The following is a 24501-nucleotide window of genomic DNA, read 5'->3' on the forward strand; positions in this document are numbered from 1 at the left end:
AAGGCTATGGTATCGATAGATGCGATAGGTTATCGTGCCAAAAAAACTATCGCTGAGATAGTTTTGCGTAACGTATAACATACCTTGCTCTTCCTCAAAAATTAAAGCTATTATTATTTATTTCTGGTTTGAAATTAAATTTGTCCGTGAGTCGGTAAGTCAGTAAGTCGGTGAATCGGTGAATCGGTGAATCGGTGCGTCGGTGCGTAGGTGCGTAGGTGCGTAGGTGCGTAAAACAAACTCTTTTACATGATCTAACTTTTAAACCTTAATGGCATCTTATTTTTTTAATCCAATTCCCATAGGCTTTCAAAACATCTGCGATATAAGTAGCATCGAAATAACCATAGTGATTTACTTCCTCATCAAATGTTCGCCATCGTGCATGTTTTAAAGCATAATGAAATTCTTCCAAACTCAATGTTGGATATTTATATTCGATCATTTCACAAATATCTAAGATTTGAATAGGGGATGGTTTGATTTTAAGTCTAGCATATTTGGAATTGCGTTTTATAATAATCTTTCTGCCATTATTCCTTTTGTTTTCGTTCAAATTTTTCATTTTGGTGAACGACCCCCTCAATTCTTTGAATTTACTAGGGCGGAGCTTTGATAACCTTTCTATTTTTAAGATAAACACCTCGTTTTCCAAAGTAGATTGATTTTCAAGTTCCATAATTACGATTTTGATGGTCTATAAAAAGTTCAATAAAGTGATCGTATGTATCTAAATCAACCTCGTTTTCCTTTAAGGTTTGCACAAAGCCTTCTAATCTTTTTGGAAAATTTTCTGAGGTTAGATTATTTCTCATGTCGTATACAAATTCATAAATTTTTGATTGGTCACTTGCCAACTTATTAAAATAGCTTTTTAGAAGAATTTGAAAATCAACATCATCTTCTATTTTATTAGAATTTATTTTTTTTTCATCTGCTATACTTTCATCTCCTATACTCTCTTTGTTGAAAGAGCTTTTAAAGACCTTTCCAGAGGTCTTGACAACGTCTAACATTTTAGGAGGTATGTCTAAAAATTCTTTTTGATAAATTCTTTGGATTTCTTTGTTTGGGAGGCTCTTCAAATCGACTTTAGTATAATCTCTATGCTTGATTAGAGCACTCTTGTACCCGTTTATTTGAGAATCGATTATTGTCTTGTCATATCCAGACATCAACTTATTTAGCCGTTTTGAAACAATTAATGAATCATTTTCAAATTCAAACAAACCAAAATCCTCAATCACCTTCTTTACAATGTCATGATTTTGGAGATTTAAGTTATATGCAATTACTTCATAGGAAGAATTCAGTTTATATTCTTCCTCGTCTCTCATTAGCTCTAGTATCATAATATAAATACCATAAGCTTCGGCACCTAAAATCATTCTCATTCGAGCTATTAGCGGTTCGTTTTTCGTATTGGAATAATGTGGAAACCAATAGCCATCCTTTTTTAGATTTTTCATGTAATTAATATTAGAGATTTAGGAATTAGAGTTACTACTAGAAAGAATATTAATAGATTATACCCTAGTCAATTAAAACTTGCAACTACCTTTTATATTTCTTGGATTTAACTTCTGACATAGCTTTTTCAAAATCTTCGTTCTTGACAAAGACTCTATCCCCTATTTTAAAAGCTTTTAATCTACCCGACTTAATATAGTTGCGCAGAGTTCCTACACATACCGGATTGGCTGCTGCGAGTTGTTGTAAAGATTTATGATCAGGTTGACCTTTTTTATTAAGAGTAGCTTGGATTTTTGCATCAACTATTTCCTCTATTTTAGAGAACAATTGATCTGCAGAAAGATTCTCAATTCGGAGTTCTTTTATCTGAATGATAGGTTTTGACATGGTATCAGTTTATGACGCCAAGATTTAGAATTATCGGCGTCCGATTATTGAAGCCAAAATTCTAACAAAAACTAAAGTGTAAACTGGTATTACTAGTATCTAAAAAGGGTATCTATTTTAAAAAAGGGTATCAAAACTTAACATTGTCGTTTTAAAAATTCCAAATCCTCATCTGCCATGGTAGTATCTCGATCTTCTAATTTGAGCACTGCTCTCACATTATAAATATCTTTGATAAATAATCTTCGATTATTCTTCGCAGACCGTCTGGTAACAGTTGCATTAAGTTTCGTGAATTTGTAAATCGTATCAGCATTTCCATTATGACCATTTTTAAACAAAAGATCACTAATTATTTTACGATTTGTTTTAGAAACACTTTTACCTACGTAATTAAGGTATAATCCAATTTGAAATACTGACATTTTTGGGGCTAAATCTTCTACTTTACCAAATTCCGTTTCCCCCTCAACTTTTGGTTTATTTAAAAGAGGATCAATCATTGGATATTTTTGATGATTATCTTCAAAGAATTCAAAGGCATAAGGTTCGAAATCAAGTTGGTTTTTCAAAATATAACTCCAAGCAGCATATACCGTTCCATTAACAAACCCTTCTTTTTCTGCACATGGAAATAGCTCATCGATAAGTAAATTATCTATTTCAACGATGTTGCTTAATTCAACCTCGGTAAAAGTTGGGCCTACTAATTCACCCCAATTCTTAATAGCGTAATTCCAGATTGCATCTACCTTTTTAAACTCATTTTTGGATTGACCTAAATAAGTAGACAATGTTTTATCTAGAAAACTATGAACTCCGTCATTGAAACCTTTACCATAATACTCGTTGTATTTATAAAAAACTTCTGCTTTTTCATCGCATACTTTCCAAACCATATCTGCGAAATACTTTTTATAGAGGCTTCCGAGACAATTAAATGAAAATGGAATTTCTCTAGTATCAAAAAAATTGATATTTAAATCAATTACAAGCTCATAAATCCGACTGGGTAAAAAGTAAATATTTAATACGGGTGACGACAAATATACTTCTGGAGTCGGATCTAAGAATTCGTCCTTACCTCCTGGTAAAATTGTGATATGATCCAAATTCTTTTCAATATTCCACACGTAGTCCGAAGACGAGAGATTGAACTTTGATTGGACAGTTTTGATTGGTGTTTTAAAGTAATAACTTCTCACTAAACTTTCTTTAAAATGTTAAAATCAATATCAAAAACCTGATCTACAGCTTCTTTCTTTTCATCACTATCTACTTGATAGTAAGTATTCAAGGTTTTCATGTCTAAGTGGCCAGTAATTTTGCTGATAAGTTTATCACTCTTTCCTTCTCTTTTCATCATCGTTATAAATGTTCGACGCGCTGTATGTGAACTTACTCTTTCCCAGAAACTCATTTTTTTCCTGGTAACGGTCTTCCCGCTTACCGATAGCTTCTCAACTTTTTGCGTAAACCCTGCATCGAGAAATACTGTTTTTATGTATTCATTATGATTTTGGTTTGCAACAAGAGGAAGTTCAAAATCATATTTTTTTAGAATAAAACTCGCTATTTTTCCCAATGGAATTTCCCTTACCTTTTTTTCAGACCCTTTTTCTTCTTTCAAGTAAAGTGTATCACCTGAGATGCTACTTTTTGAAATAAATTTCAACTCTCCAAATCGACAACCTGTAACACAAGAAAACACAAATACATCTCTTACACGTTCTAATGACTTTGATTTACATTTTGCATTAAGTAGATGTTCAATGTCCTTTTTTGTAAGGGCTACCTGGTTAGTTATTACTTGCTTTTTTCTTTTGAAATTTTTAAACTCATCATTGTAAGTCAATCTGTTTTTGTAAGCCCAAATCATGAAAGTTTTGAAAAGTCCAAGGTTCCTAGAGAAAGTATTATTAATGTGACCTTTATCCGTCAAACAAAAATCAGTAAACTCTGAGATAAAAGAAGAATTGATATTTACAAAGTTCAGGTTGAAGTTTCGTTCATTCTGAAAACTTAGCAGTAAGCTTTTCATGTATCCATACCTTTTTATTGTAGATACTGACCAATCTTGGTTTTTTATTTTTTCTAATATAAACCTGTCATAAGTATCAAAAAAATCGTTGTTTCCTTTCACCGTTTTCTTAAACTTGAGGTCTAGTGCATCTTTGAGCACACTAGAAGTAAATTGAATTTGCATTAGCTTAGAAGCAGCTAAAGATTCATGGAAGCATTCAGAGTAGCGGCTAAGTTGCGTACGTATTGATCGCACTCCTGGCGTTTTACTATTTATGATAGGGGATTTATTTTTTTGATCCCAGTCTTTAGGGTGAATCACTTCTCCAGTTGAGTACACAAACTTCTTTTGCTCTTCCTTAAAGGAACAGGAAAATAGAATAAGTGTTTCTTTGTTTGACTTTGGTTTCTTTAAATAAAAGGTTTGCGTCATGGGGCGATTTTTGATTGGTTGACTAATTAGTTGACAAATATCGTTCTACTCCTTGACATATGAAAGTATCAAATGATACCAAATACCACTAATAAAGTCGTTAATCGACTATTACTGGTAGAATCTATGAAAATTTATATCAAAAGATTCAATAACCTTCTTCTCCGCTGATTCTCATTCAATTATGAGCAAAGTCCTGTAAACTGTACGTTTATGGGACTTTTTGTTTCTAGCAATATCCCAAAATCCATACTAAAACGCATTCTGCTGGTGACCTATTAGGTGCCCTTTTTAAATCTCTTAAAAGGTCACCTTTTTGTTGATAATTATCTATATAATAGATAGTTACATACTTAAAAGATCCTTTTAAAAGTCGTAAATTATATTAACTTTTAAAGGTCACCACAATGAACAGAACATTTGGAATCCTATTTTACTTAAAGAAAAGTAAGGTAGACAGTAAAGGTTTTGCACCCATCTACCTAAGAATTACAGTAGATGGAACTCGTAAGGAAGTAAGCATCAAAAGACGCATCGAAATTAAAAAGTGGAGTACTGCCGCTAACAAAGCGATTGGCCGTACAGATGATGTAAGAGAGCTTAATGCCTACTTAGATATCATCACTTCAAAACTCTACCAGCATCACAAAGAGCTGATTGAAAACGATGAATTAGTAACAGCCGAAAAGATCAAGAATAAGTATTTAGGAAAGACGGTTAAGGACAAAACGATACTCCAGATATTCAAAACCCATAACGACCAGGTTAGAGCATTGGTAGGACAAGATTTTGCTGCAGGCACTCTTGATCGTTATGAAACGGTCTACCGCCATTTAGAAAGCTTTATGGCTCATACCTATAATGTAAGTGATGTGGAGCTTAAGAAAATTGACTATCAATTTATAACTGACTTCGATTTCTATCTGCGTAGCGTGCGTAAGTGCGCTAATAACAGCACGGTCAAATACATGAAGAACTTCAAAAAGATAGTTCGCATAGCATTAGCAAACAACTGGATTCAGTTTGATCCGTTTCTTAATTACAAAGTACAGCTTAAGAATGTGGAAAGAGAGTTTCTTACTGAAGAAGAAATCGAAGTAATGCTCAATAAAGAAATGCATACACCACGTTTAGAGTTGGTCAGAGACATATTTATTTTTTGCTGCTTCACTGGCTTTGCCTATACAGATGTAAAGAAGCTTAAACCAGATCATGTAGTTACTGGTATTGATGGTGGTAAATGGATCAACACCAATCGCAACAAAACAAAAGTCAAAACCAATATTCCTTTACTAGAAATACCGCTTCAAATTATTGAGAAGTACAAGAATGATCCAGTAGCAAATAATGCTGGTTTATTGTTGCCGGTGTTGAGTAATCAGAAGTCCAATGCCTACCTAAAGGAAATAGCAGATTTATGCGGCATCACTAAAAATCTAACCACTCACCTTGCCCGACACACTTTTGCCACTACAATAACATTAAATAACGGTGTAGCTATTGAATCAGTAAGTAAGATGCTTGGTCATACTTCGTTAAAAACAACTCAGCATTATGCTAAGATCTTAGACAAGAAAGTTAGTAGTGATATGAACTTTTTAAGAGCAAGGTTAGCAACCAATAATAAGGTAAGTCAGAAACAGGCAGGATAAGTAATCAAAATGAGTTTATTAACAATACTAATAGCCCTCTTAACAGGTGTATTAAGTTGACAAAAACGATTTATTGTTAACAAGTAAGATTCTGAATTACAGCATAATGTATTAATTTAGTAGGGTAAACTAAGATCAATAAACGCCATACAAACTAATACAATACATTATGCACATTGAAGTAATTACCAAAGATGATTTAGCCTCTCTAAAGCAGGAAATCATCAGTCAAATCTCAAACCTTCTTGAAGGTAAGTCTAATACCAGTGAATGGCTTAAAAGTGCTCAAGTTAAGAAGATGCTCAATATATCTTCTGGAACATTGCAGAACTATAGAGTCAACGGCACAATACCTTACACACGTATTGGAGAGACTATATTCTACGATCGTAAAGAAATTGAAAAGATTCTTAACGATAATAAAGTAGGATAATGAAACTTTACTTACCACAGAACTTGGACCTGTTTCAGCTTACGTCTGAACACCCTATAGCCGTTCCTAATGCCGTTGACAAATGTGCATATATCTGTTCATTAATCTTGATGTCTAAACAGTACAATAAAGATCGCTATGAGGAAGAGTATGTTCCATTGCATTCTAAGAAGCTTCAAAGTGTTATAACAGAATATAAAGTTTGTGTTGATTATTTGTGCGATTGTGGTGTAATAGTGGTTAACCACCAATATATAGTAGGAGAGCGATCTAAGGGATACAAGTTTACCGTTGAATATAATACTGTTGCCATTCCTTTTACCAATCTTAGAAAGGAGTTTAGAAATAAGCTTAAAAGACTTGAAGTGAATAGAAATGGTTATACCGATCACTTGCATTACATAACGAAATGGCTCAACAATAATTTAAAGATTAACGCAGAGCTGGTGGAGCAATACATCAACCTCAATTACAACTTAAAAACTGAATTTCCAGATCTTCAGGATTACGACAATCGAGAAAAACGCTTTAAATGTCCAGATAAACAATATAAGTTTTCATCTCTTGTATTGGAACGTATGAGAAATCAAGACTTTTCTCATGGCCAGGATCAAAACGTATATCGATTGCACACAAACCTGACTAACATGCCCAGTTTGATGCGTAATGCTCTAACCTATGATGGAGAAAATTTGGTGTCGATTGACATTAAAAACAGCCAGCCATATTTAGCAACGCTCCTACTTTCTAATCCATTTAGACTTAAACGAACAACCAAGCCAAAAACAGCACTTCAAATTGACTTTGGCAAAAAATTGCAACAAACGTTAAAGACTTTTACCCCTTCGGAAAATGCGGGCAGAAATTGCGCTAGTTCTTCTTTTCAAGATAATAGGGTGGATAATAAAGAGGAAATACTATATAAAGAGATAGATAATGATAATAGAATAAATATAAATGATATAAAACTAAATGATAAATCTACCTACATTATGTTATTGGATCAGCCCGTATCCCCTTTAAATAGGGATGTTATCCATTATATTGAATTAGTAACTAATGGAGAGTTCTATGAGTACCTGGGTAAGCTATTTTCAGCAGAAATAACAAATGATTACTCGGATAGAAATAAGGTGAAAACAGAGGTGTTGAAGTTATTCTTCTCATCCAATAGGTTTATTTCTCAACCAGATGCAGCGGCAAAAAGAGTATTTAAAAAGCATTTCCCTACGGTGTATAAGGTATTTAGTGCGGTCAAAAAGAATAACAAGGCAGACCTAGCCATTCTCCTTCAAAGTATAGAGAGTTACCTTTTATTAAATGTGATTGCAAAACGTATATCCAGAGAGCATCCCAATGCTCCTATATTCTCTATTCATGATAGTATTTGCACAACCTTACACTATGCTAATGCAGTGAAGGCGATAATGGAAGAAGAGCTGGAAAAAGCAATAGGGATTGCACCATCTCTAAAGCCTGATTACTGGATGGAAGAGAGCATCCACCAGCAAATGAGAGACCTTGAAAGCCGTGTTCATATAGCCAGTTAGTAGGTGGATAATATCGCTTTCGCGAAAGCAGTATATTTCGACTATAAGGACTTATGGAGTATCATTAAAGAGCCGTTCACAATTAAAAGTACCTGCAATGTCAAAACAGAACAAAAAAGACAATCACCCATTAGCGATTAATATTCTTAAACTCAATCGCTATAATTACGACTTCTTCAACTGTGAAGAAGTAGTGTTTTTTGAATACATGATGGTAAAGGGAATGGCTTTTAAGAAACGTAAAGAGTTCTTCCATAGCGCAGAGACCATTAGAAATGAAACAGGTATCAAAAGAAGTTCCTTGAACACAATCGTCAAGAAGTTTATAGGATTAGGAATGATTTCAACCGAAGTAAAAGGAATGCCCAGAATTACTTATTTCAAAGTACATTACCCTCAAATAGTAGAATTACTACCTAAGATTTATCAGTTGTCAGAAAACGGTCAACTGCCGTATGATCTAAACAAACAGTTATCTGAATTCTTACTACCATTGGTTGACAACTATATAGAAAAGAATAATAATAAGAATAATACAGAAGAAACAATAAAAGAAAAAGAAGACAGCGAATCAGAGAGTGATAATCTATTGCTCTCTTTTAATGATTTTTTATCCCAATTTAGATACAACCATAAGATTGCTCCAGCAACATTGAGATTTGACGATTTAGATTTATTTAGAGCATTAAAAATATATGATCTTCAAACAATCATTGAATATGTTGAAATATTCTTTAAAAAGAAAGCCACTCCTAAACTGAGTAAGTTCTTTGAGTTCGACCCCATATCACCCAATCGATTAGTATTTATTGAAAAAACTATTGCAGACGAGCGCAACTATGCCTTAAAATTTCTCGACGAACTTCAAGACATGTATATTTCACGCATTAGAATGCACAATAAAGATGATTCCAATAAAAGAGGAAAAAGTGAAAGCAAACTTGTAGTTACAAAAAGAATTATAGAAAGCGTCATTCAGGCACTTAAAGTAAAATCCGAGATAGAAATTTCGCATGCCTTCGCACCTTATATTGATGCAATCCTTAAAGAAACAGTTACAGTCAAGAAAGTACTGCCTTACTTCTTCTCAATTAAAGATGAGGAATACGAGATAATAAACAGCTATTTGGAGTATTATAACATCATGTACGGTTACAATAAGAATGATTATTAATCTACAAATAGATACAGAATCAGTGTAGAGCAAACTTGAAATCTTACCGCTTTCGCGAAAGCTTAAATTAACCAACTTAACAAACCCAGTTTAACCCATCGGTTATTCTGGGTTTTTATTTACCCTACAATCTAAAGGATACCAATCAAAACATTTATATTTTTAACCACTTCGAGAATATTTGAACAGTAAGTTTCAGTTCTAAGAAAATAATTTCATAAAACCAATTGATGTCAAACAATAACCAGAGAGCCGAATTACAATCACAAATATGGAAAATAGCGAACGATGTACGTGGTTCTGTAGATGGATGGGATTTTAAACACTTTGTATTAGGCACACTTTTCTACCGCTTTATAAGTGAGAACTTCACTAATTATATTGAAGCTGGTGATGATAGTATCGATTATGCTAATTTGAAAGATAGTGTCATCACAAAAGAAATTAAAGAAGATGCTGTTAAGACTAAAGGCTACTTCATCTACCCTAGCCAGCTATTCTCGAACGTTTCTAAAAATGCTAACGATAACGAAAATCTTAACACAGACCTTGCGGCTATATTCACTGCCATAGAAAGCAGTGCAAATGGCTATCCATCTGAGCAAGATATCAAAGGATTGTTTGCAGATTTTGATACCACGAGTAACCGACTAGGAAACACCGTAGAAAATAAGAACGACCGCCTTAGAAAAGTACTTAAAGGTGTAGAAGGCTTAAAATTAGAAGGTGAGTTTGAAGATAGTGAAATAGACTTCTTTGGCGATGCTTATGAGTTTCTTATTTCTAATTATGCAGCAAACGCAGGTAAGTCTGGTGGTGAGTTTTTTACTCCTCCAAGTGTTTCTATGCTCATTGCACAGCTAGCCATGCACAAGCAGGAAAAGGTCAATAAAATTTATGATCCAGCAGCAGGCTCTGGCTCTTTATTATTACAGGCCAAAAAACATTTTGATAGCCACATCATAGAAGATGGCTTTTATGGGCAAGAGATCAATCATACCACCTACAACCTAGCACGTATGAATATGTTTTTGCACAATATTAACTATGATAAGTTTCATATCGTACTGGGTGACACTTTAGAAGACCCACAATTAGGAAATGATAAACCTTTTGATGCGATTGTATCCAACCCACCTTACTCTGTAAGATGGAAAGGTAGCGATGACCCTACACTCATTAATGATGACCGTTTTGCTCCTGCAGGCGTATTAGCGCCTAAGTCTAAAGCAGATTTTGCCTTTGTACTTCATTCCTTAAGCTACCTATCGCCTAAAGGTCGAGCAGCGTTAGTATGCTTCCCTGGTATCTTTTACCGTGGTGGTGTCGAACAGAAAATAAGAAAGTACCTAGTAGATAATAATTATGTAGAAACGATCATTTCGCTAGCTCCTAATCTATTTTTTGGAACCTCAATAGCCGTTACACTTTTAGTACTTTCTAAAAGTAAAACCGAAAATAAAACCCAATTCATAGACGCTACAAGTGAAGAGTTCTTTAAAAAAGAAACTAATAACAACGTACTACATAAAGATCACGTAGCGCATATCATGCGACTATTTGATACTAAAGAAGAAGTGCCACACATCGCTATTACCATAGATAATACGGTAATAGAAGAAAACGATTACAACCTTTCCGTAAGTAGCTATGTAGAAGCCAGGGACACACGTGAAAAAATAGATATTACAGCGCTAAATAAGGAAGTCGCCTTCACGGTTAAAAAAATTGATAAGTTACGTGCCGATATTGATACCATCGTAAAAGAAATTGAAGGATGAGCGAGTTAGAAAAATTATTGGATGGTGTTGATCTAGCATGGACGACTATTGGCGATATTAATTTTATAGAGATTGCAAATAGCGGTAGAAAACCTGTAAAAGCATCATTAAGAATCGCTGGAGAAATACCATATTATGGTGCAAATAATATTCAAGATTACGTTGAGGGATTTACACACGACGGTAAATTTATATTAATTGCTGAAGATGGTTCTAAAAGTCTAGAAAATTACTCAATACAATATGCTGTCGGTAAGTTTTGGGCTAATAATCATATACATGTTATCAAAGGAAAAAATGAGATAACTACTAAGTTTTTGTATCACTATTTACAAATTGTAAATTTTATTCCTTTTTTGTCAGGTGGTGGTAGGGCAAAACTAACCAAAGGTCAATTAATCAATATCCCAATCCCGATCCCATGCCCAGATGACCCAGAGAAATCACTCGCAATCCAAAAAGAAATTGTTCACATACTAGACACCTTTACAGAACTTACTACAGAACTTACTACAGAACTTACGGCACGTAAAAAACAATACAGTTATTATAGAGAGCAATTATTACGCTTTCGCGAAAGCGAGGTAAAACATTTACCCATGGGTGATGAGAGTGTTGGTGAATTTATAAGAGGCAAACGATTTGTAAAAACCGATATGATCGATGAAGGGGTTCCATGTATTCACTATGGTGAAATGTATACGCATTACGATACTTGGGCGGATAAAACAAAATCATTCGTCAGCAAGGAACTCGTAGAAAAGAAAAACCTAAGGAGAGCCCAAAAAGGTGATGTTGTATTAGTGGCTGCAGGAGAAACCATTGAAGATATTGGACAAGGAACAGCTTGGTTAGGTGAAGAAGGCGCTGTTATTCATGATGCTTGTTTTTATTACAAAAGTGATTTAAACCCAAAATACGTCGCTTACTTCACCCGTACTAGACAATTTCATGACCAAATTAAAAAACATATTCGTACTGGTAAAATTTCAGCTATCAATGCTGCTGGATTAGGAAAAGCAATCATACCAATCCCTTCATTTGAGGAACAAGAACGCATCGTCAACATCTTAGATAAATTTGATGTACTTACCACTTCTATAAGCGAAGGATTACCTAAAGAAATAGAGTTGCGCAATAAGCAGTATGAATATTATAGAAATAAATTATTAACGTTCCCTAATGTTATAGTAGAAGCATAAGTTTATGAGTAAGACATTAGACAAAATTGCTGAAGAGTTGAGAGATGCAAATAAAAAGATACAGCTCCTTTATGCCTTTAACGGAACAGGAAAAACACGTTTATCCCGTGAATTTAGATTATTAATAGACCCTAAAGATACTGGAGAAGATGAAGATGAGCAGGAGCCTTCTGGAATTAAAATCATGTATTATAATGCATTTACAGAAGACCTATTCTATTGGGATAATGATTTAGATGCTGATACTAACAGGAAATTAATAATACGACCTAATGGCTTTACAAATCTAGCTTTACCGTTTCTAAAAGATCAAGGGTTAGATAATAATATTGCAACTAACTTTCAACGCTATACCAGTGATAAAATAACTCCAATATTTAATGAAGATTTTTCGGAAGTTTCATTTTCTTTTACTGCAGGAGGTGATAGCAATGAAAACAACATAAAAATTTCAAAAGGAGAAGAAAGTAATTTTATTTGGTGTGTATTCTTTAGTTTACTGGAAGAAATTATACAAATTTTAAATGAAGCTGATTTAAGTAATCGCTCTACCGACATTTTTGAGCATTTAGAATATATTTTTATAGACGACCCTGTAAGCTCACTTGATGACAATCACCTTATAGAATTAGCAGTGATTATATCGAAATTAGTAAAAAGGAGTGAATCTAATCTTAAGTTTATTATTTCAACGCACAATCCTTTGTTTTACAATGTTATCTCTAATGAGCTAAATACTAACATTCTAAACCCTAATTTTATTAGCAAACAAGAAACTCCAGATATTGAAAAATGGATTTATCACGTAGATAAGCATTCCTTGAGATACATCTTTAATAAATATGAAGATGGTAGATATGATTTGAATGTATTGGGAAGAAAAACTCCTTTTTCATATCACTTACAACTTCTAAGGGAAATTCAAACCATTAAAAACACACCCAACCTATTAAAAAAATATCATCTTAATTTCTTAAGAAATATCTTGGAAAAAACAGCTACTTTTTTGGGTCGATCTAGATGGGAGCATTTGTTACCAAAAGTAAATGGTGAGCCTGACCCTCATTTAAATCGCCTTTTGAATCTATCAAGTCATTCTGCTCATGCTGGTGAAGAAATTGGCGAACTTCAAGAAAATGATAGAGGTAAGTTAATTGAATTGGTTAAATATTTAGAGAGTAATTATAAATTCTCAGAACTCATACAACAAAATGAAGCAGTATAAAACCGTAGCAGAAAGCAACAATTTTATTGTATTAGATAAATACACCAAGTTTGCACAAGCTAATGAAACGCCTGGCAGCTATCAGTCAGAGGCAGATCAGGAGAAGGAACTGGTACAGGATTTAGTACATCAAGGCTATGAGTACGTGCCGCATCTTAGGACTCAAAGCACTATGCTGGCAAATGTGCGCATACAACTGCAACAGCTCAATGACATGCAGTTTACAAATAAAGAATGGGAACGCTTTGTACTAGAATATCTAGATAAGCCTAGTGATAACTTGGTAGATAAAACTAGAAAATTACACGATAACTATATCCATGATTTTGTTTTTGATGATGGGCATATTCAAAACATCTATCTGGTAGATAAAAAGAATGTCATACGTAATAAAGTACAGGTCATTTCTCAATTTGAGCAAACAGGCACTAGTGCAAATCGTTATGATGTCACCATTCTAGTAAATGGGTTGCCACTCGTACAAGTAGAGCTTAAAAAACGTGGCGTTGCCATACGTGAGGCTTTTAATCAGGTACACCGCTATACTAAAGAGAGTTTTAATACAGAGAATTCATTATTTAAATACCTGCAAATCTTTGTCATTTCTAATGGCACAGACAGCCGTTACTTTGCGAATACTGTAGAGCGTAGTAAAAACAGCTTTGACTTTACCATGAATTGGGCAAAGGCAGATAATTCATTAATCAAAGACATTAAAGATTTTACTACTACATTTTTTGACAAGCGTACATTGTTGAATGTATTGCTAACCTATTCCGTTTTTGATATAAGTAATACACTACTTGTGATGCGACCTTATCAAATTGCAGCCACAGAGCGTATGTTATGGAAGATAGAAAGCTCTTACAATGCAAAGAACTGGGCAAGTACAGAAAGTGGCGGTTTTATATGGCATACAACTGGCTCAGGGAAAACACTTACTAGTTTTAAAGCTGCAAAATTAGCTACCAAACTTGATTTCGTGGACAAAGTATTCTTTGTGGTAGATCGTAAGGATCTAGATTATCAAACCATGAAAGAGTACCAACGGTTTTCGCCAGATAGCGTAAACGGTTCAGACAGTACCGCAGGATTAAAAAGAAACATCGATAAAACTGATAATAAGATTATAGTCACCACCATTCAAAAGTTGAACAACTTAATGAAAGGAGAGAATAATCTAGCTATTTACGACAAGCAGGTGGTCTTCATCTTTGATGAAGCGCACCGCTCACAATTTGGTGAAGCTCAAAAGAACTTAAAAAAGAAGTTTAAAAAGTACTATCAGTTTGGGTTTACGGGAACACCTATTTTCCCTGAAAATGCGTTGGGATCTGAAACGACAGCAAGCGTTTTCGGTAGAGAATTACATTCATACGTAATTACAGATGCGATAAGAGATGAAAAAGTACTAAAGTTTAAGGTAGATTATAATGATGTACGCCCTACGTTTAAAGGCCTTGAAACTGAGCAAGATTTAAAAAAGCTATCTGCAGCCGAGAATAAAAAGGCACTTTTACATCCAGTACGTATTAAAGAAATATCTCAATATATTCTTAAACACTTTAGACAAAAGACACATCGTACAAAAGGCTCTAACAGCGGTTTTAACGCCATGTTTGCTGTAAGTAGTGTGGATGCCGCCAAATTATATTATGAGGAGTTGAGCAAGCTCCAAAAAGATAGCGAGAAGCCTTTAAAGATAGCCACAATCTTTTCTTTTGCAGCAAATGAGGAACAAGGTGCCATAGGAGAAATACAAGATGAAACCTTTGAGCCTACCGCAATGGATACCAGTGCCAAAGAATTTTTATCCAGTGCTATAGACGATTACAATGCGGCTTTCAACATGAATTACGGTATTGACAGCAAAGGCTTTCAAGACTATTACCGTGATTTGGCAAAGCGTGTAAAGAGCAAAGAAGTAGATTTATTAATCGTAGTAGGTATGTTTCTTACAGGTTTTGATGCACCTACATTAAATACCTTATTTGTAGATAAGAACTTACGCTATCATGGATTGATACAAGCATTCTCACGTACCAACCGTATTTATGATGCTACGAAGACCTTTGGGAATATTGTCACCTTTAGAGATTTAGAAAAAGCCACTATAGATGCGATCACTCTATTTGGTGATAGCAGTACCAAAAATGTAGTATTAGAAAAAAGCTATAAAGAATACCTAGAAGGATTTACCGACATTGCAACAGGCACAGCACGCCGTGGTTATATAGAGGTAATAAATGACCTTAAAGAAAAGTTCCCTAATCCAGATGAGATTGTAACCGAGAAGGATAAAAAAGAGTTTACAAAGCTATTTGGAGAATACTTAAGAGTAGAAAACATATTACAGAACTATGATGAGTTCAATCACTTAAAAGCCCTACAAAGCATCGATACCTCAGATGCAGAAGCACTTGAACAATTCAAAGAAGAGCATTTTTTGACAGATGAAGATATCGATAGTATGCGCGATATTGAAATCCCAACAGAAAGAACCGTACAAGATTACCGCTCCACCTATAACGATATACGCGATTGGTTACGAAGAGAGAAAAAAGGCAATGAAGCAGAGGAATCAGATATTGATTGGGATGAAGTAGTATTTGAGATAGATTTATTGAAATCGCAAGAAATCAATCTAGATTACATTCTAGAACTAATTTTTGATAATAACAAAAAGACTAAGGATAAGTCAGAATTGGTTGAAGAGATTAGACGTGTCATACGTGCGAGCGTTGGGAATCGAGCTAAAGAAGGATTAGTTGTTGATTTTATTAACGAAACTGACCTAGATAATATCAAAGAAAAAGCAACAATCATAGATGCATTCTTTGCCTACGCACAAACCAGACAAAAGAAAGAAGCAACTGAATTAATCAAAGATGAAAATCTCAATGAAGAAGAAGCAAAACGTTACATCACTACATCACTAAAACGTGAATACGCTAGTGAAAACGGTACAGAGCTGAATTCAATTTTGCCAAAAATGAGCCCATTAAATCCTCAATACCTAACCAAAAAACAAACTGTATTTCAAAAGATCGCCTCGTTTGTAGAGAAGTTTAAAGGAGTGGGCGGTCAACTATAAAGATAATAAGATCGATAAAATAGGTTTATGCACTTATACCAACTAAAATCAAAAGAATCAGTTCACATACTTAAGGAAAAGCCTTTTAAATTAGAAAAGGAGATACAATCTATTTTTGAAAGCAATTTAGGGACGTTCATGGATCTACAATTGGTGAAATCAGAATTTGCCATTAAGAATAAACGTATCGATACACTAGCTTACGATACTCGCTCCAATGCTTTTATAATCATTGAATACAAGCGAAGCAAAAATATCAGTGTTGTTGACCAGGGTTTTACCTACTTAAGTTTGATGTTGGAAAACAAAGCAGACTTTATAGTAGAGTATAATGAGACATTGAAGAAAAGTATAAAACGAAATGATGTAGATTGGAGTCAAACAAGAGTAGTGTTTGTTTCCACAGGGTTTACAGAAAACCAAAAGACAGCGACAAATTTCAAAGACATTGCAATAGAGTTATGGGAAGTAAAGAGATATGAGAATAATCTTATCAGTCTAAATCAAATTAAGAAAAGTAAATCTGCTGAAAGCATTAAACCTATAACTTCTACCAACGCTCAATTAGAAATCGTAAACAAGGAAATTAAAGTTTATACAGAAGAAGATCACTTAAGTGGCAAACCAGATGATGTCGTTGAACTTTATGAGAGTTACAAAGAAGCCATATTGAATTTAGCTGATGATATTGAGGTGAAAGCAAATAAACTATACATAGCTTTTAAAAAGGATAGAAACCTATCAGATATAGTTATACTCAAAAAAGGACTAAAGATTTTTATCAATCTCACAAAAGGTACATTAGATGATCCGAAGGGCATTATGCGAGACGTATCTAATACAGGTCATTGGGGCAACGGTGACTATGAAACCATTGTAAAGAGCACTAAAGATCTAGAATATATAATGAGTTTGATTAAACAAACTATTTAAGGGGTCAAACCACTTTACAACCTATAGATTGTTGTATTATGAACGTTACGACATTACAAGTCATTTGTCCCAGAAATTAGGACAGTTACTTTTACAAGCATCTAGAAGCATCCGTCTGGAGTTTATGAGTAACGTTGATCTAAAAAGCATTAATATTAATCATACAGATTTATAATTAAAAATCATAGCATTTAGTATAAATAGGAGAATTATGATTGTTTCACAATTAGTTGATCAAGCCAACATATCAAGAAATATATTAAAGCGATTTTTAAAAACTTTTGATTTTAGGGTTTACCTATATGTTGACAGCACCACAGCAAAAATAGTAGACATACCTCTGCATAGAGAAGCTCCAATACCCTTAATAACACTCTTTGAAAGGCAAACCAGTGGCCTTAAAACATTTCAAAAAGACTATTTCAGAAAAAAAACAGCTGTAGATATTTCGAGAACTATTAACGTAACTATTGACGACGTCCTTAAAATCTTATCACATGAGGAATTAGATTTCACAATCTACGGTGAGAATTGCAGTTTTTATTCTAAAGAAATCCAGCCTATGGATGTAATAACACATATTTCCTCATATCATGTTTTAAAATTAATCCAGGAAGATCAGCTTAAACAATTGCTTTTAAGCCATCAAGATAAATAGTATATGAATCTAGTTGCATTAAAAAAAGATACACCTGCGGACTTAAAAGATTTCGTGTATTCCTGGTCTCGGTTTTATTCTTATGCAAATGAAGCAGTTTACAGTAAAGCAATTGTTAAAGAGTCATATAAAATACAAGACATCCAAAATTTATATAAATGGAAGAATGGAATGGAGTTAAGTATTTTAAAACAGAAATCATTAGACCATAAGATTATAGCCAAACTTACTTTAATCAATAATTATAAAAAAAGCGATAATCTAAATCTAGAAGCCTTCAAAAGAGACTTTCAAAACGTGAGTTCAGTGTGGAAGATATTTTTACTACACATCATTAAACCTAAAGAATATCCAATTTACGACCAGCACATTCACCGTGCATATTTATTTATACATGATCAAGACTGGAATAACATAGATAACACAATAAGCGATAAAGCTAAACAACAATTCTATTTTGAAAACTATCTACCTTTTATAAAGTCGCAAAACATAAATAGCATAAAACAGTTAGATGAAGCATTCTTTGCATTTGGGCAATTTCTCAAAACTAGAAACTATCAATCCATCTTCAAATAATTAAACCTTAAAACTATACCAGATCAATAATACAAAGTTCTAGCATTCGAACAGGTAATAAGGTATATCTCAGTCATTACATTTAGTTCCATAAATCATATCTGCAAGAGCTTCACGGTAAAGACAATCTGAATAACAATTAAATAAAATGATGCCAACGATAAGCTAATGAATAGCTATCTCTTGCACATACCATAAGCACCGCTGCCTTTCGCACAGCGACGGCAAGACGGCACTTATTTGATTTATTTCACACATTTCATTCCTTCGATATCCGCAATTCCCTTTTACCCATACCCAATAAGGATACGCTGCGCTTGGCTGTTTTTATGGGTAAAACCATTGCTTAATGTTTTGCGAGCCTGCGTTCCGCTACGGGCTTCAGGATGTCACAGTTTTTGTGCCGACCCAAGCTGCAATAAGAGAACATTGCCACAGCATTAATCTTGAATAGTGATCAGTGATAAAAAGTATTATCGTGGATAGCCGTGCTTGATTACAAACAAGTTCACTTATTTCAGCCGCTCGCAAGAGCTATTCAATCATTCAGCAATTTCAGCCGACGCACAAGGCTTTGATTAGCTGCTCAGTGCCATAAATAGATATTTTATCAATTTAAAGACGAGGCATTCAGATCATCATCGGTCACCAGCTACTCAAGACCTACCCTTTCTTAAATGGCTTCATTCTCTCACAGCACTTGCCCTTCCCTACCGGAACAAAAAACAGCGCCATCCTTCGTGTCAAGACATGAACGTGAGGGCATTTCGCTAAGGCTACATGCCATCACTCACATTACCCTACGCTAATCTCGCAGTCGGCTCGCGCCTTTTTCTTACTAACAAGCAATAGACCAAAACATAAGGTTTTGATTTGATGCTGCAGGGTTGGATTAAAATAGCCAAAGCAAAGCGGCGTTGTGCCTTAGAAAAAAAGGCACGCTTAAAGGCGTTCACTTTGGCTATTTCAATCGACCGATGTTTTGAGTTTAGGCTACACTTGCGAAACATCGCAAGACTTAGGAATTAAAGGCATAAAAAAACTCCTTAGCTTTTACACTAAGGAGCTTCACCACAGAACACATTTATTTTAAGCTACTTCCACAATATTGAGAATGTTGAATGCACCATTTTTCAAAGAATACTGAATGCCATTAATTTCCTGAAAGAATTCTACTAGTAATAAGTGAATTTGACTACCTGTACCAGTGGGAACAGCATTAGGTGTCAGAGATACATTTACCGAAGCTGAATCAATCGGATAATTCATTACATCACTATATTCAACTGAATGAAGAGATTGTTCAAAATCTACGTTTGCAACAGCACTTCTAAAGCTTACGTGAGTTGCGCCTCCTGGATAGGCAATACTATCAGCCGGGACCATATTAGAGAAACTAATTTCTCCTGTAGTTGTATCTACCACAAAAGGTGCAAAAATCACAGATCCAAGTTTCGCTTTGATATTGAAGTCGAAACCTCTCAATAGGTTTTTACCTTCATCAGTTGAAAGACCGTTATACACATTTCTTTGACCTCTTGAAGATATGGCATCAAGATTCTTAATCGCAGCCATTTTCTGAGTCAAACGACTAGTAACTCGATTATCCTTAGCCTTTAAAAGTAAGTTCCTAACAGACGTTCTAAGAAGCTTTCCAGAACTTGCAGACTGTCCAAACTCGGAACCGTTTTCACGCGTTCTCTCAAAAGCAGGATCGTTTTGAATGCGTTCTTTTGACACTCCACCTTTGGTGCGTACCAAATAACCCTCTTGACCTTTATAAAAGGTCAAATTATCCAACGTTCCCTCAATTTTTAAAAATGAATTAACCTTAGCCATAACACTACAATTTTAGATTTAGACACAATTTAGAGCGATTAATAAGAGTACACAAAAATGTCCTTCCACCTAGTCCACATCCTGCCGATTATTCCATAACAACCTTGTTATTCAATCAATTATAAGTCGTAAATTGTAAGTCATAAGACACAGAAAAGCTATGTAAAGAGTATAGCATCTCTATGGATAGTGTATGAATTAATAAACAGCCATGAAACGAATTTGCGTGTACCCTAAGGACGTTCAATTAGTAACCGGAAGAAGTGAGCGCTATGGTAGAAATATCATCGCAGACATCAAGAATAAGCTTAAAAAGCAGAAGCATCAACTTATCACAATAGATGAGTTTTGTAATTATATGGGCTTAGAAACTAGCGACGTAGAGCCATTAATACGATAGAATATAGTATATTTACTATGTTTAGAAAGGTTTCCTATTCGGTTACCTCTGAATGCAACAGGACATAACACATTGAATTTCAGTACATAATTAAGAAGGTTCAAGATCCTTCTTCTCCGCAACAGAAACCCGCAACGAGAGTTGCGGGTTTTGTGTTTTACAAATGTTTGGAATTTACAAACCACCAGACCTCTTAAAAGACTGGACGTGCATATCTCTGATCTGTTCCAGCATTTGGTGCGTAGAAACCTGTTTTACTTTAAAATCTTTTAGAATTTCCTGAACGGGTAAAAATTCTATGGGTGCTGGATCGTGTCCCATTTCTGCCTACCACTGTTTTAATTCTTTTCCTGATGCTAGATACACCAAAGTTCCTACTGCAGACCAACCGTGAGCGGCCGCACACATGGGACAGTGCTCGCCCGTAGTATACATCACGGTGGTCTTGCGCTCTTCAAGCGTCAAATGATTCAGCGCCCATCGAGCCAACTCGATTTCTGGATGAAATAGCGCATTTATTTCATTGACTCGGTTGCGTTTAGTTGCTATAACCTTGCCTGCGGAATTTACCAATATGGAGCCAAAAGGTTCATCACCGGCATCCAGCGATTCCTGAGCAAGTGACAGGCACAGTTTCATATATTCAATTTCGGCTTCTGTGATTGTTGATGTGCTCATAACTTAGACTTTTAAGGTTGTGGATTAAAGATAGGCTCTGGGTAAACTGTTTTGACTTAGCAGAATATTAAAATTAGATAGCCGGACGGCTCATGACTGAGCGTTTTGTAATCCTTTGAATTACTAAAATCGTTTTGTCTAAATCATTCCCCTCAACCTTTAGCTCAAAACCGTTTACGTATGGCTTAAGGTGCAAACTCAAAATAAGCCCTGCAATAGGTTTTAATTATGCAATTGAATATTTATTTTGATAGGAAGATGATGTTAATTACACTTTCGCGAAAGCAATAACATCATAACACTTTAATAATACAACCTGAAATCCAGCAGCTTACAAAGATGGTAATGCTTTTGGAACATGCGCTCCACAACTTCTCTGAGGTCATCGTTCTCATAAAAAAGACTAAAGAATACGCGGTCAATCGTAAAGGCACTGGTTACCTGATCAGAAGGTTGACCATAGCCTGAAATAGCACGTGCACCGGTCACATCTAGAAAATATTGAGATTCATCATCAGTAAGGTCAAGGATCTTTTTATTAGCAAAGTGAATTACTTTCCCTTCCATTTTACCTTCAAAAAGCTCGGCGATTTCTTCTATGCTGTAGTAATAACCATTAACCAAAATATTGTTGGCCTCGCCGGGCAACACTAGATAAATGAGTTCGTAATCCTGGAAATGGTGATCGTCATAGAGCAGGTAATTCAGACTCTCTTCCAGGCCTTCGATGGTGTCACAAGTTTTGTAGATACTGGAAATGTTCTGATTAAAAGCCATGTCTTCCAGTATGGTGAGCACCTCTGTCGTGTCTTCTTTTTCTGTATCTGGAACTACCTCTAGACAATAGATAAAATTCTCAAGATCTGTAATAGGTACTTCCAGTTCACTCATATGCTAATAATTCCGTTTTTTGTGGAATCCTGCAAAATTAAAAGTCGAAAAGGGAACTGTAGTATATAAAGTACTTAATTAACCTAAGTTTTATAAAGCTCGAGCTTCTATATTACTTTAACCAACCGGTCCATCAGGCCCTACATTATGCAATTCATAGGAATGCGAATAAATCTCAATGATATTTCCAAAGGGATCTTGGGCAAAAGCCATCAAATATGGCTTCTCGTCAGGATATTCAACTTGAGGTTCCATCTTTATAGAGCCGCCAGCTTTGACGATCTCTTGTAGCAAAGCTGCAGGATCTGGATGCTGTAAACAAAAATGGTGAATACCTGTTTTGAAAGGTACATTCGTGCTTTCTTTGGTATCGTTTTTAGCAAACTCAAAAAGCTCAAAACCGACACCTTCTGCATTAGAGAGGTGAGCAAATTGGAAAGATTTCCAACCTTTACCGTAAATGAGCTTTGCAATTCTCGTCAGATTATTGTCGTCACTTTCTTTAACTTCTATAGGTCCAGAGATGTGATACCAGCCCATGGCTTCTGTATAGAATTTGATTCCTTTTTCAAGGTCTGGAACAGTAATTCCAACATGTGAAAAACTAACAGGTGTTTTTGCTTTCATAATTATTTCATGGTATTAACGATCAATCCTATGTGGGTAAAGAAATTAAATGCACCGAACAACAAAAACACAATTCCCAATCCATATACTAGCGCATAGGAAATCTTCATGGTTTTACCCATGGACGTGTGACCTGCAGCAAACTTCTTGAATACTCGAGGCACCAACAACGAGGCAAGGCCTGTCAATGCCCAAAGACCTGAAATGAATATGGCTTCAACCAGCGGATATTCCGCAAACTGGCCACTGATGGGCTCTTCTGGTGGTGCCGCAAAAAGCTCATATTTGACACCAGCTATACCAATGGCGATCATCGCTAATCCCATACCATATAAAAAGTAGCGCAACTGATATCCAACGGCTCCCAAATCTGCTAGCGGATTTTTAGATTGCTCCAGTGCGGTTCCTTTTTTCCAGAAATAGAACGAAAAAACCAATAACAATACACCAAAAGCCAGCGATGGTTCTCCAAAAACAATATTGTCAAATGGAAAATATTTCGCGAGCGGCCAGGTCAATGTCATGTGCAGTCCGGTGAGAAACAAAATCAATCCCAGCGCTCCCAGATTAAGCGACCAGCCTACGGTTTCCATCTTTTTGCCTTGCATCATGCTTTTTCCTATCACAGCCAGCGAGCATAGCGCAGCACCAACGGCAACGCACATCACCGTATTGTAGGTAGGCATACTTGCCCAGTCAATGATCAATCCTTGGTCGTCTTGCATGTGGTCATTTTTAGTGGTTATACAGATGTTGTGGAAGTCCGCTTTCGCGAAAGCGAACTTCCACAAACTTTTCTGCTTCTTTAAAAATACGACGAGTAATTCCATCTTTCCAAATGGCAGCCGTCGTTGATAAAATGGGTGCTATAAGGCCGCAATTCTAGAGAAATCCAATGATTTTCTAGAAGTGACTGGCTCGATAATGGGAACCATATGTTGAGCAACAATTGGTTGGAGATAATCCTTCCATTCCTGTGCAATCGCAATCTCGCCACTCAACTGTAAGCTGTCGTCTTCATGATAAAGTTTGACTCTTTGAGATGTCTTTGTTTTTGAATTGGAAAGTACCAAATAGATCGCCTCAATATTGTCGATGTGCTTCTCCTTGTTTTTGAGGTGCTTCACTTCCTGATCCACTCTGACTGTGTCGTATAATTTCAAGTCAATAACCTGCTCTTCGTGTTCTGTTTTACTCTGTTCAAAATAATACAGCTTTTGTTGTTGATTATCTACAGCCAGAGCAAAATTGGTGTGTACGCTAGTTTTTGAAGCTGTTGCATTATTGATATTCAAAAGGATCTTCAACCCCTTTGATAAAAAGGATTTATGTTTTCCCTCGCTGCCTGCCATAATTAAAAATGGGGCTGCTACTATGATGATTAAAATCGCGTATACCACGATCATTCCTGTTTCCATGATGATAAATTTTGTGTTTGAAAAAAAGTTGAAATAGGTAATCTGTAATACA

At 35.2% G+C, this 24501-nt stretch carries 24 protein-coding genes; 12 read left to right on the forward strand and 12 right to left on the reverse strand.

Going from position 1 to position 24501, the window contains the following annotated elements; genetic code table 11:
• Positions 1-268: 268 nt before the first annotated feature.
• The 5 genes from BLO34_RS07740 to BLO34_RS07760 all read right to left on the reverse strand — a co-directional run bounded on the left by BLO34_RS07740 (position 269) and on the right by BLO34_RS07760 (position 4315).
• A complete protein-coding gene (locus BLO34_RS07740) occupies positions 269-679 on the reverse strand; it encodes a hypothetical protein (protein WP_090754184.1) in 411 nt (136 codons plus the stop codon).
• Complete coding sequence (locus tag BLO34_RS07745) at positions 669-1469, reverse strand: Lin1244/Lin1753 domain-containing protein (RefSeq protein WP_090754185.1); 801 nt, start codon at positions 1467-1469, stop codon at positions 669-671. Before BLO34_RS07745 ends, BLO34_RS07740 begins: the two co-directional genes overlap by 11 nt.
• 85 nt (positions 1470-1554) lie before the next feature.
• Positions 1555-1860 (reverse strand): helix-turn-helix domain-containing protein, encoded by a 306-nt coding sequence (locus BLO34_RS07750; RefSeq protein WP_090754187.1) that lies wholly within the window; start codon positions 1858-1860, stop codon positions 1555-1557.
• A gap of 137 nt (positions 1861-1997) precedes the next feature.
• Complete coding sequence (locus tag BLO34_RS07755; protein ID WP_157686729.1) at positions 1998-2972, reverse strand: hypothetical protein; 975 nt, start codon at positions 2970-2972, stop codon at positions 1998-2000.
• Between the two features lie 92 nt (positions 2973-3064).
• Positions 3065-4315: a tyrosine-type recombinase/integrase gene (locus BLO34_RS07760; RefSeq protein WP_090754192.1), complete on the reverse strand. Its 1251-nt coding sequence runs from the start codon at positions 4313-4315 to the stop codon at positions 3065-3067.
• Between the two features lie 407 nt (positions 4316-4722).
• Here BLO34_RS07760 and BLO34_RS07765 point away from each other — a divergent pair, with 407 nt between their 5' ends.
• The 11 genes from BLO34_RS07765 (at position 4723) to BLO34_RS07815 (ending at position 18596) form a co-directional block, all read left to right on the forward strand.
• Positions 4723-5967: a site-specific integrase gene (locus BLO34_RS07765; RefSeq protein ID WP_090754193.1), complete on the forward strand. Its 1245-nt coding sequence runs from the start codon at positions 4723-4725 to the stop codon at positions 5965-5967.
• A 169-nt stretch (positions 5968-6136) separates the two neighbouring features.
• Positions 6137-6400 (forward strand): helix-turn-helix domain-containing protein, encoded by a 264-nt coding sequence (locus BLO34_RS07770; RefSeq protein ID WP_090754195.1) that lies wholly within the window; start codon positions 6137-6139, stop codon positions 6398-6400.
• The gene (locus tag BLO34_RS07775; protein ID WP_090754198.1) at positions 6400-7950 is read left to right on the forward strand and encodes a hypothetical protein; all 1551 of its coding nucleotides are present in this window, start codon (positions 6400-6402) and stop codon (positions 7948-7950) included. The genes BLO34_RS07770 and BLO34_RS07775 overlap by 1 nt, the downstream gene beginning before the upstream one ends.
• Before the next feature lie 97 nt (positions 7951-8047).
• Positions 8048-9124 carry a hypothetical protein gene (locus BLO34_RS07780; RefSeq protein WP_090754200.1) on the forward strand — a complete coding sequence of 359 codons (1077 nt, stop codon included), beginning with the start codon at positions 8048-8050 and terminating at the stop codon, positions 9122-9124.
• A 230-nt stretch (positions 9125-9354) separates the two neighbouring features.
• On the forward strand, positions 9355-10905 hold the full coding sequence (locus tag BLO34_RS07785) for a type I restriction-modification system subunit M (RefSeq protein ID WP_090754203.1): 1551 nt from the start codon (positions 9355-9357) through the stop codon (positions 10903-10905).
• A complete protein-coding gene (locus tag BLO34_RS07790) occupies positions 10902-12107 on the forward strand; it encodes a restriction endonuclease subunit S (RefSeq protein WP_090754204.1) in 1206 nt (401 codons plus the stop codon). The genes BLO34_RS07785 and BLO34_RS07790 overlap by 4 nt, the downstream gene beginning before the upstream one ends.
• Before the next feature lie 4 nt (positions 12108-12111).
• Positions 12112-13332: an AAA family ATPase gene (locus BLO34_RS07795; protein WP_090754206.1), complete on the forward strand. Its 1221-nt coding sequence runs from the start codon at positions 12112-12114 to the stop codon at positions 13330-13332.
• Positions 13319-16426, forward strand: a complete 3108-nt coding sequence (locus tag BLO34_RS07800; protein ID WP_090754209.1) for a type I restriction endonuclease subunit R — start codon at positions 13319-13321, stop codon at positions 16424-16426. The genes BLO34_RS07795 and BLO34_RS07800 overlap by 14 nt, the downstream gene beginning before the upstream one ends.
• A gap of 27 nt (positions 16427-16453) precedes the next feature.
• A complete protein-coding gene (locus BLO34_RS07805; RefSeq protein ID WP_090754210.1) occupies positions 16454-17359 on the forward strand; it encodes a DUF5655 domain-containing protein in 906 nt (301 codons plus the stop codon).
• A gap of 211 nt (positions 17360-17570) precedes the next feature.
• Complete coding sequence (locus BLO34_RS07810) at positions 17571-18017, forward strand: hypothetical protein (RefSeq protein WP_090754212.1); 447 nt, start codon at positions 17571-17573, stop codon at positions 18015-18017.
• Between the two features lie 3 nt (positions 18018-18020).
• A complete protein-coding gene (locus BLO34_RS07815; protein WP_090754214.1) occupies positions 18021-18596 on the forward strand; it encodes a hypothetical protein in 576 nt (191 codons plus the stop codon).
• A gap of 1089 nt (positions 18597-19685) precedes the next feature.
• Here BLO34_RS07815 and BLO34_RS07820 read toward each other — a convergent pair.
• Positions 19686-20435 (reverse strand): hypothetical protein, encoded by a 750-nt coding sequence (locus tag BLO34_RS07820; protein WP_090754216.1) that lies wholly within the window; start codon positions 20433-20435, stop codon positions 19686-19688.
• 211 nt (positions 20436-20646) lie between these two features.
• Here BLO34_RS07820 and BLO34_RS07825 point away from each other — a divergent pair, with 211 nt between their 5' ends.
• On the forward strand, positions 20647-20835 hold the full coding sequence (locus BLO34_RS07825) for a hypothetical protein (RefSeq protein WP_090754218.1): 189 nt from the start codon (positions 20647-20649) through the stop codon (positions 20833-20835).
• A 174-nt stretch (positions 20836-21009) separates the two neighbouring features.
• Here BLO34_RS07825 and BLO34_RS14680 read toward each other — a convergent pair whose 3' ends face one another.
• From BLO34_RS14680 to BLO34_RS07850, 6 genes are all read right to left on the reverse strand, one after another.
• Complete coding sequence (locus BLO34_RS14680; RefSeq protein ID WP_197672878.1) at positions 21010-21156, reverse strand: hypothetical protein; 147 nt, start codon at positions 21154-21156, stop codon at positions 21010-21012.
• A gap of 6 nt (positions 21157-21162) precedes the next feature.
• Positions 21163-21513 (reverse strand): nucleoside deaminase, encoded by a 351-nt coding sequence (locus tag BLO34_RS07830; protein ID WP_197672879.1) that lies wholly within the window; start codon positions 21511-21513, stop codon positions 21163-21165.
• A gap of 303 nt (positions 21514-21816) precedes the next feature.
• Positions 21817-22404 (reverse strand): DUF6642 family protein, encoded by a 588-nt coding sequence (locus tag BLO34_RS07835; RefSeq protein WP_090754220.1) that lies wholly within the window; start codon positions 22402-22404, stop codon positions 21817-21819.
• 117 nt (positions 22405-22521) lie between these two features.
• Entirely contained in the window at positions 22522-23031 is a 510-nt protein-coding gene (locus BLO34_RS07840; protein WP_090754222.1) for a VOC family protein, read from the reverse strand.
• A 2-nt stretch (positions 23032-23033) separates the two neighbouring features.
• On the reverse strand, positions 23034-23861 hold the full coding sequence (locus BLO34_RS07845) for a DUF981 family protein (RefSeq protein ID WP_197672880.1): 828 nt from the start codon (positions 23859-23861) through the stop codon (positions 23034-23036).
• A 36-nt stretch (positions 23862-23897) separates the two neighbouring features.
• Positions 23898-24449 (reverse strand): hypothetical protein, encoded by a 552-nt coding sequence (locus BLO34_RS07850; RefSeq protein ID WP_090754224.1) that lies wholly within the window; start codon positions 24447-24449, stop codon positions 23898-23900.
• Between the last annotated feature and the right edge of the window lie 52 nt (positions 24450-24501).

The sequence above is a fragment of the Nonlabens sp. Hel1_33_55 genome, assembly GCF_900101765.1.
Lineage (GTDB): Bacteria > Bacteroidota > Bacteroidia > Flavobacteriales > Flavobacteriaceae > Nonlabens.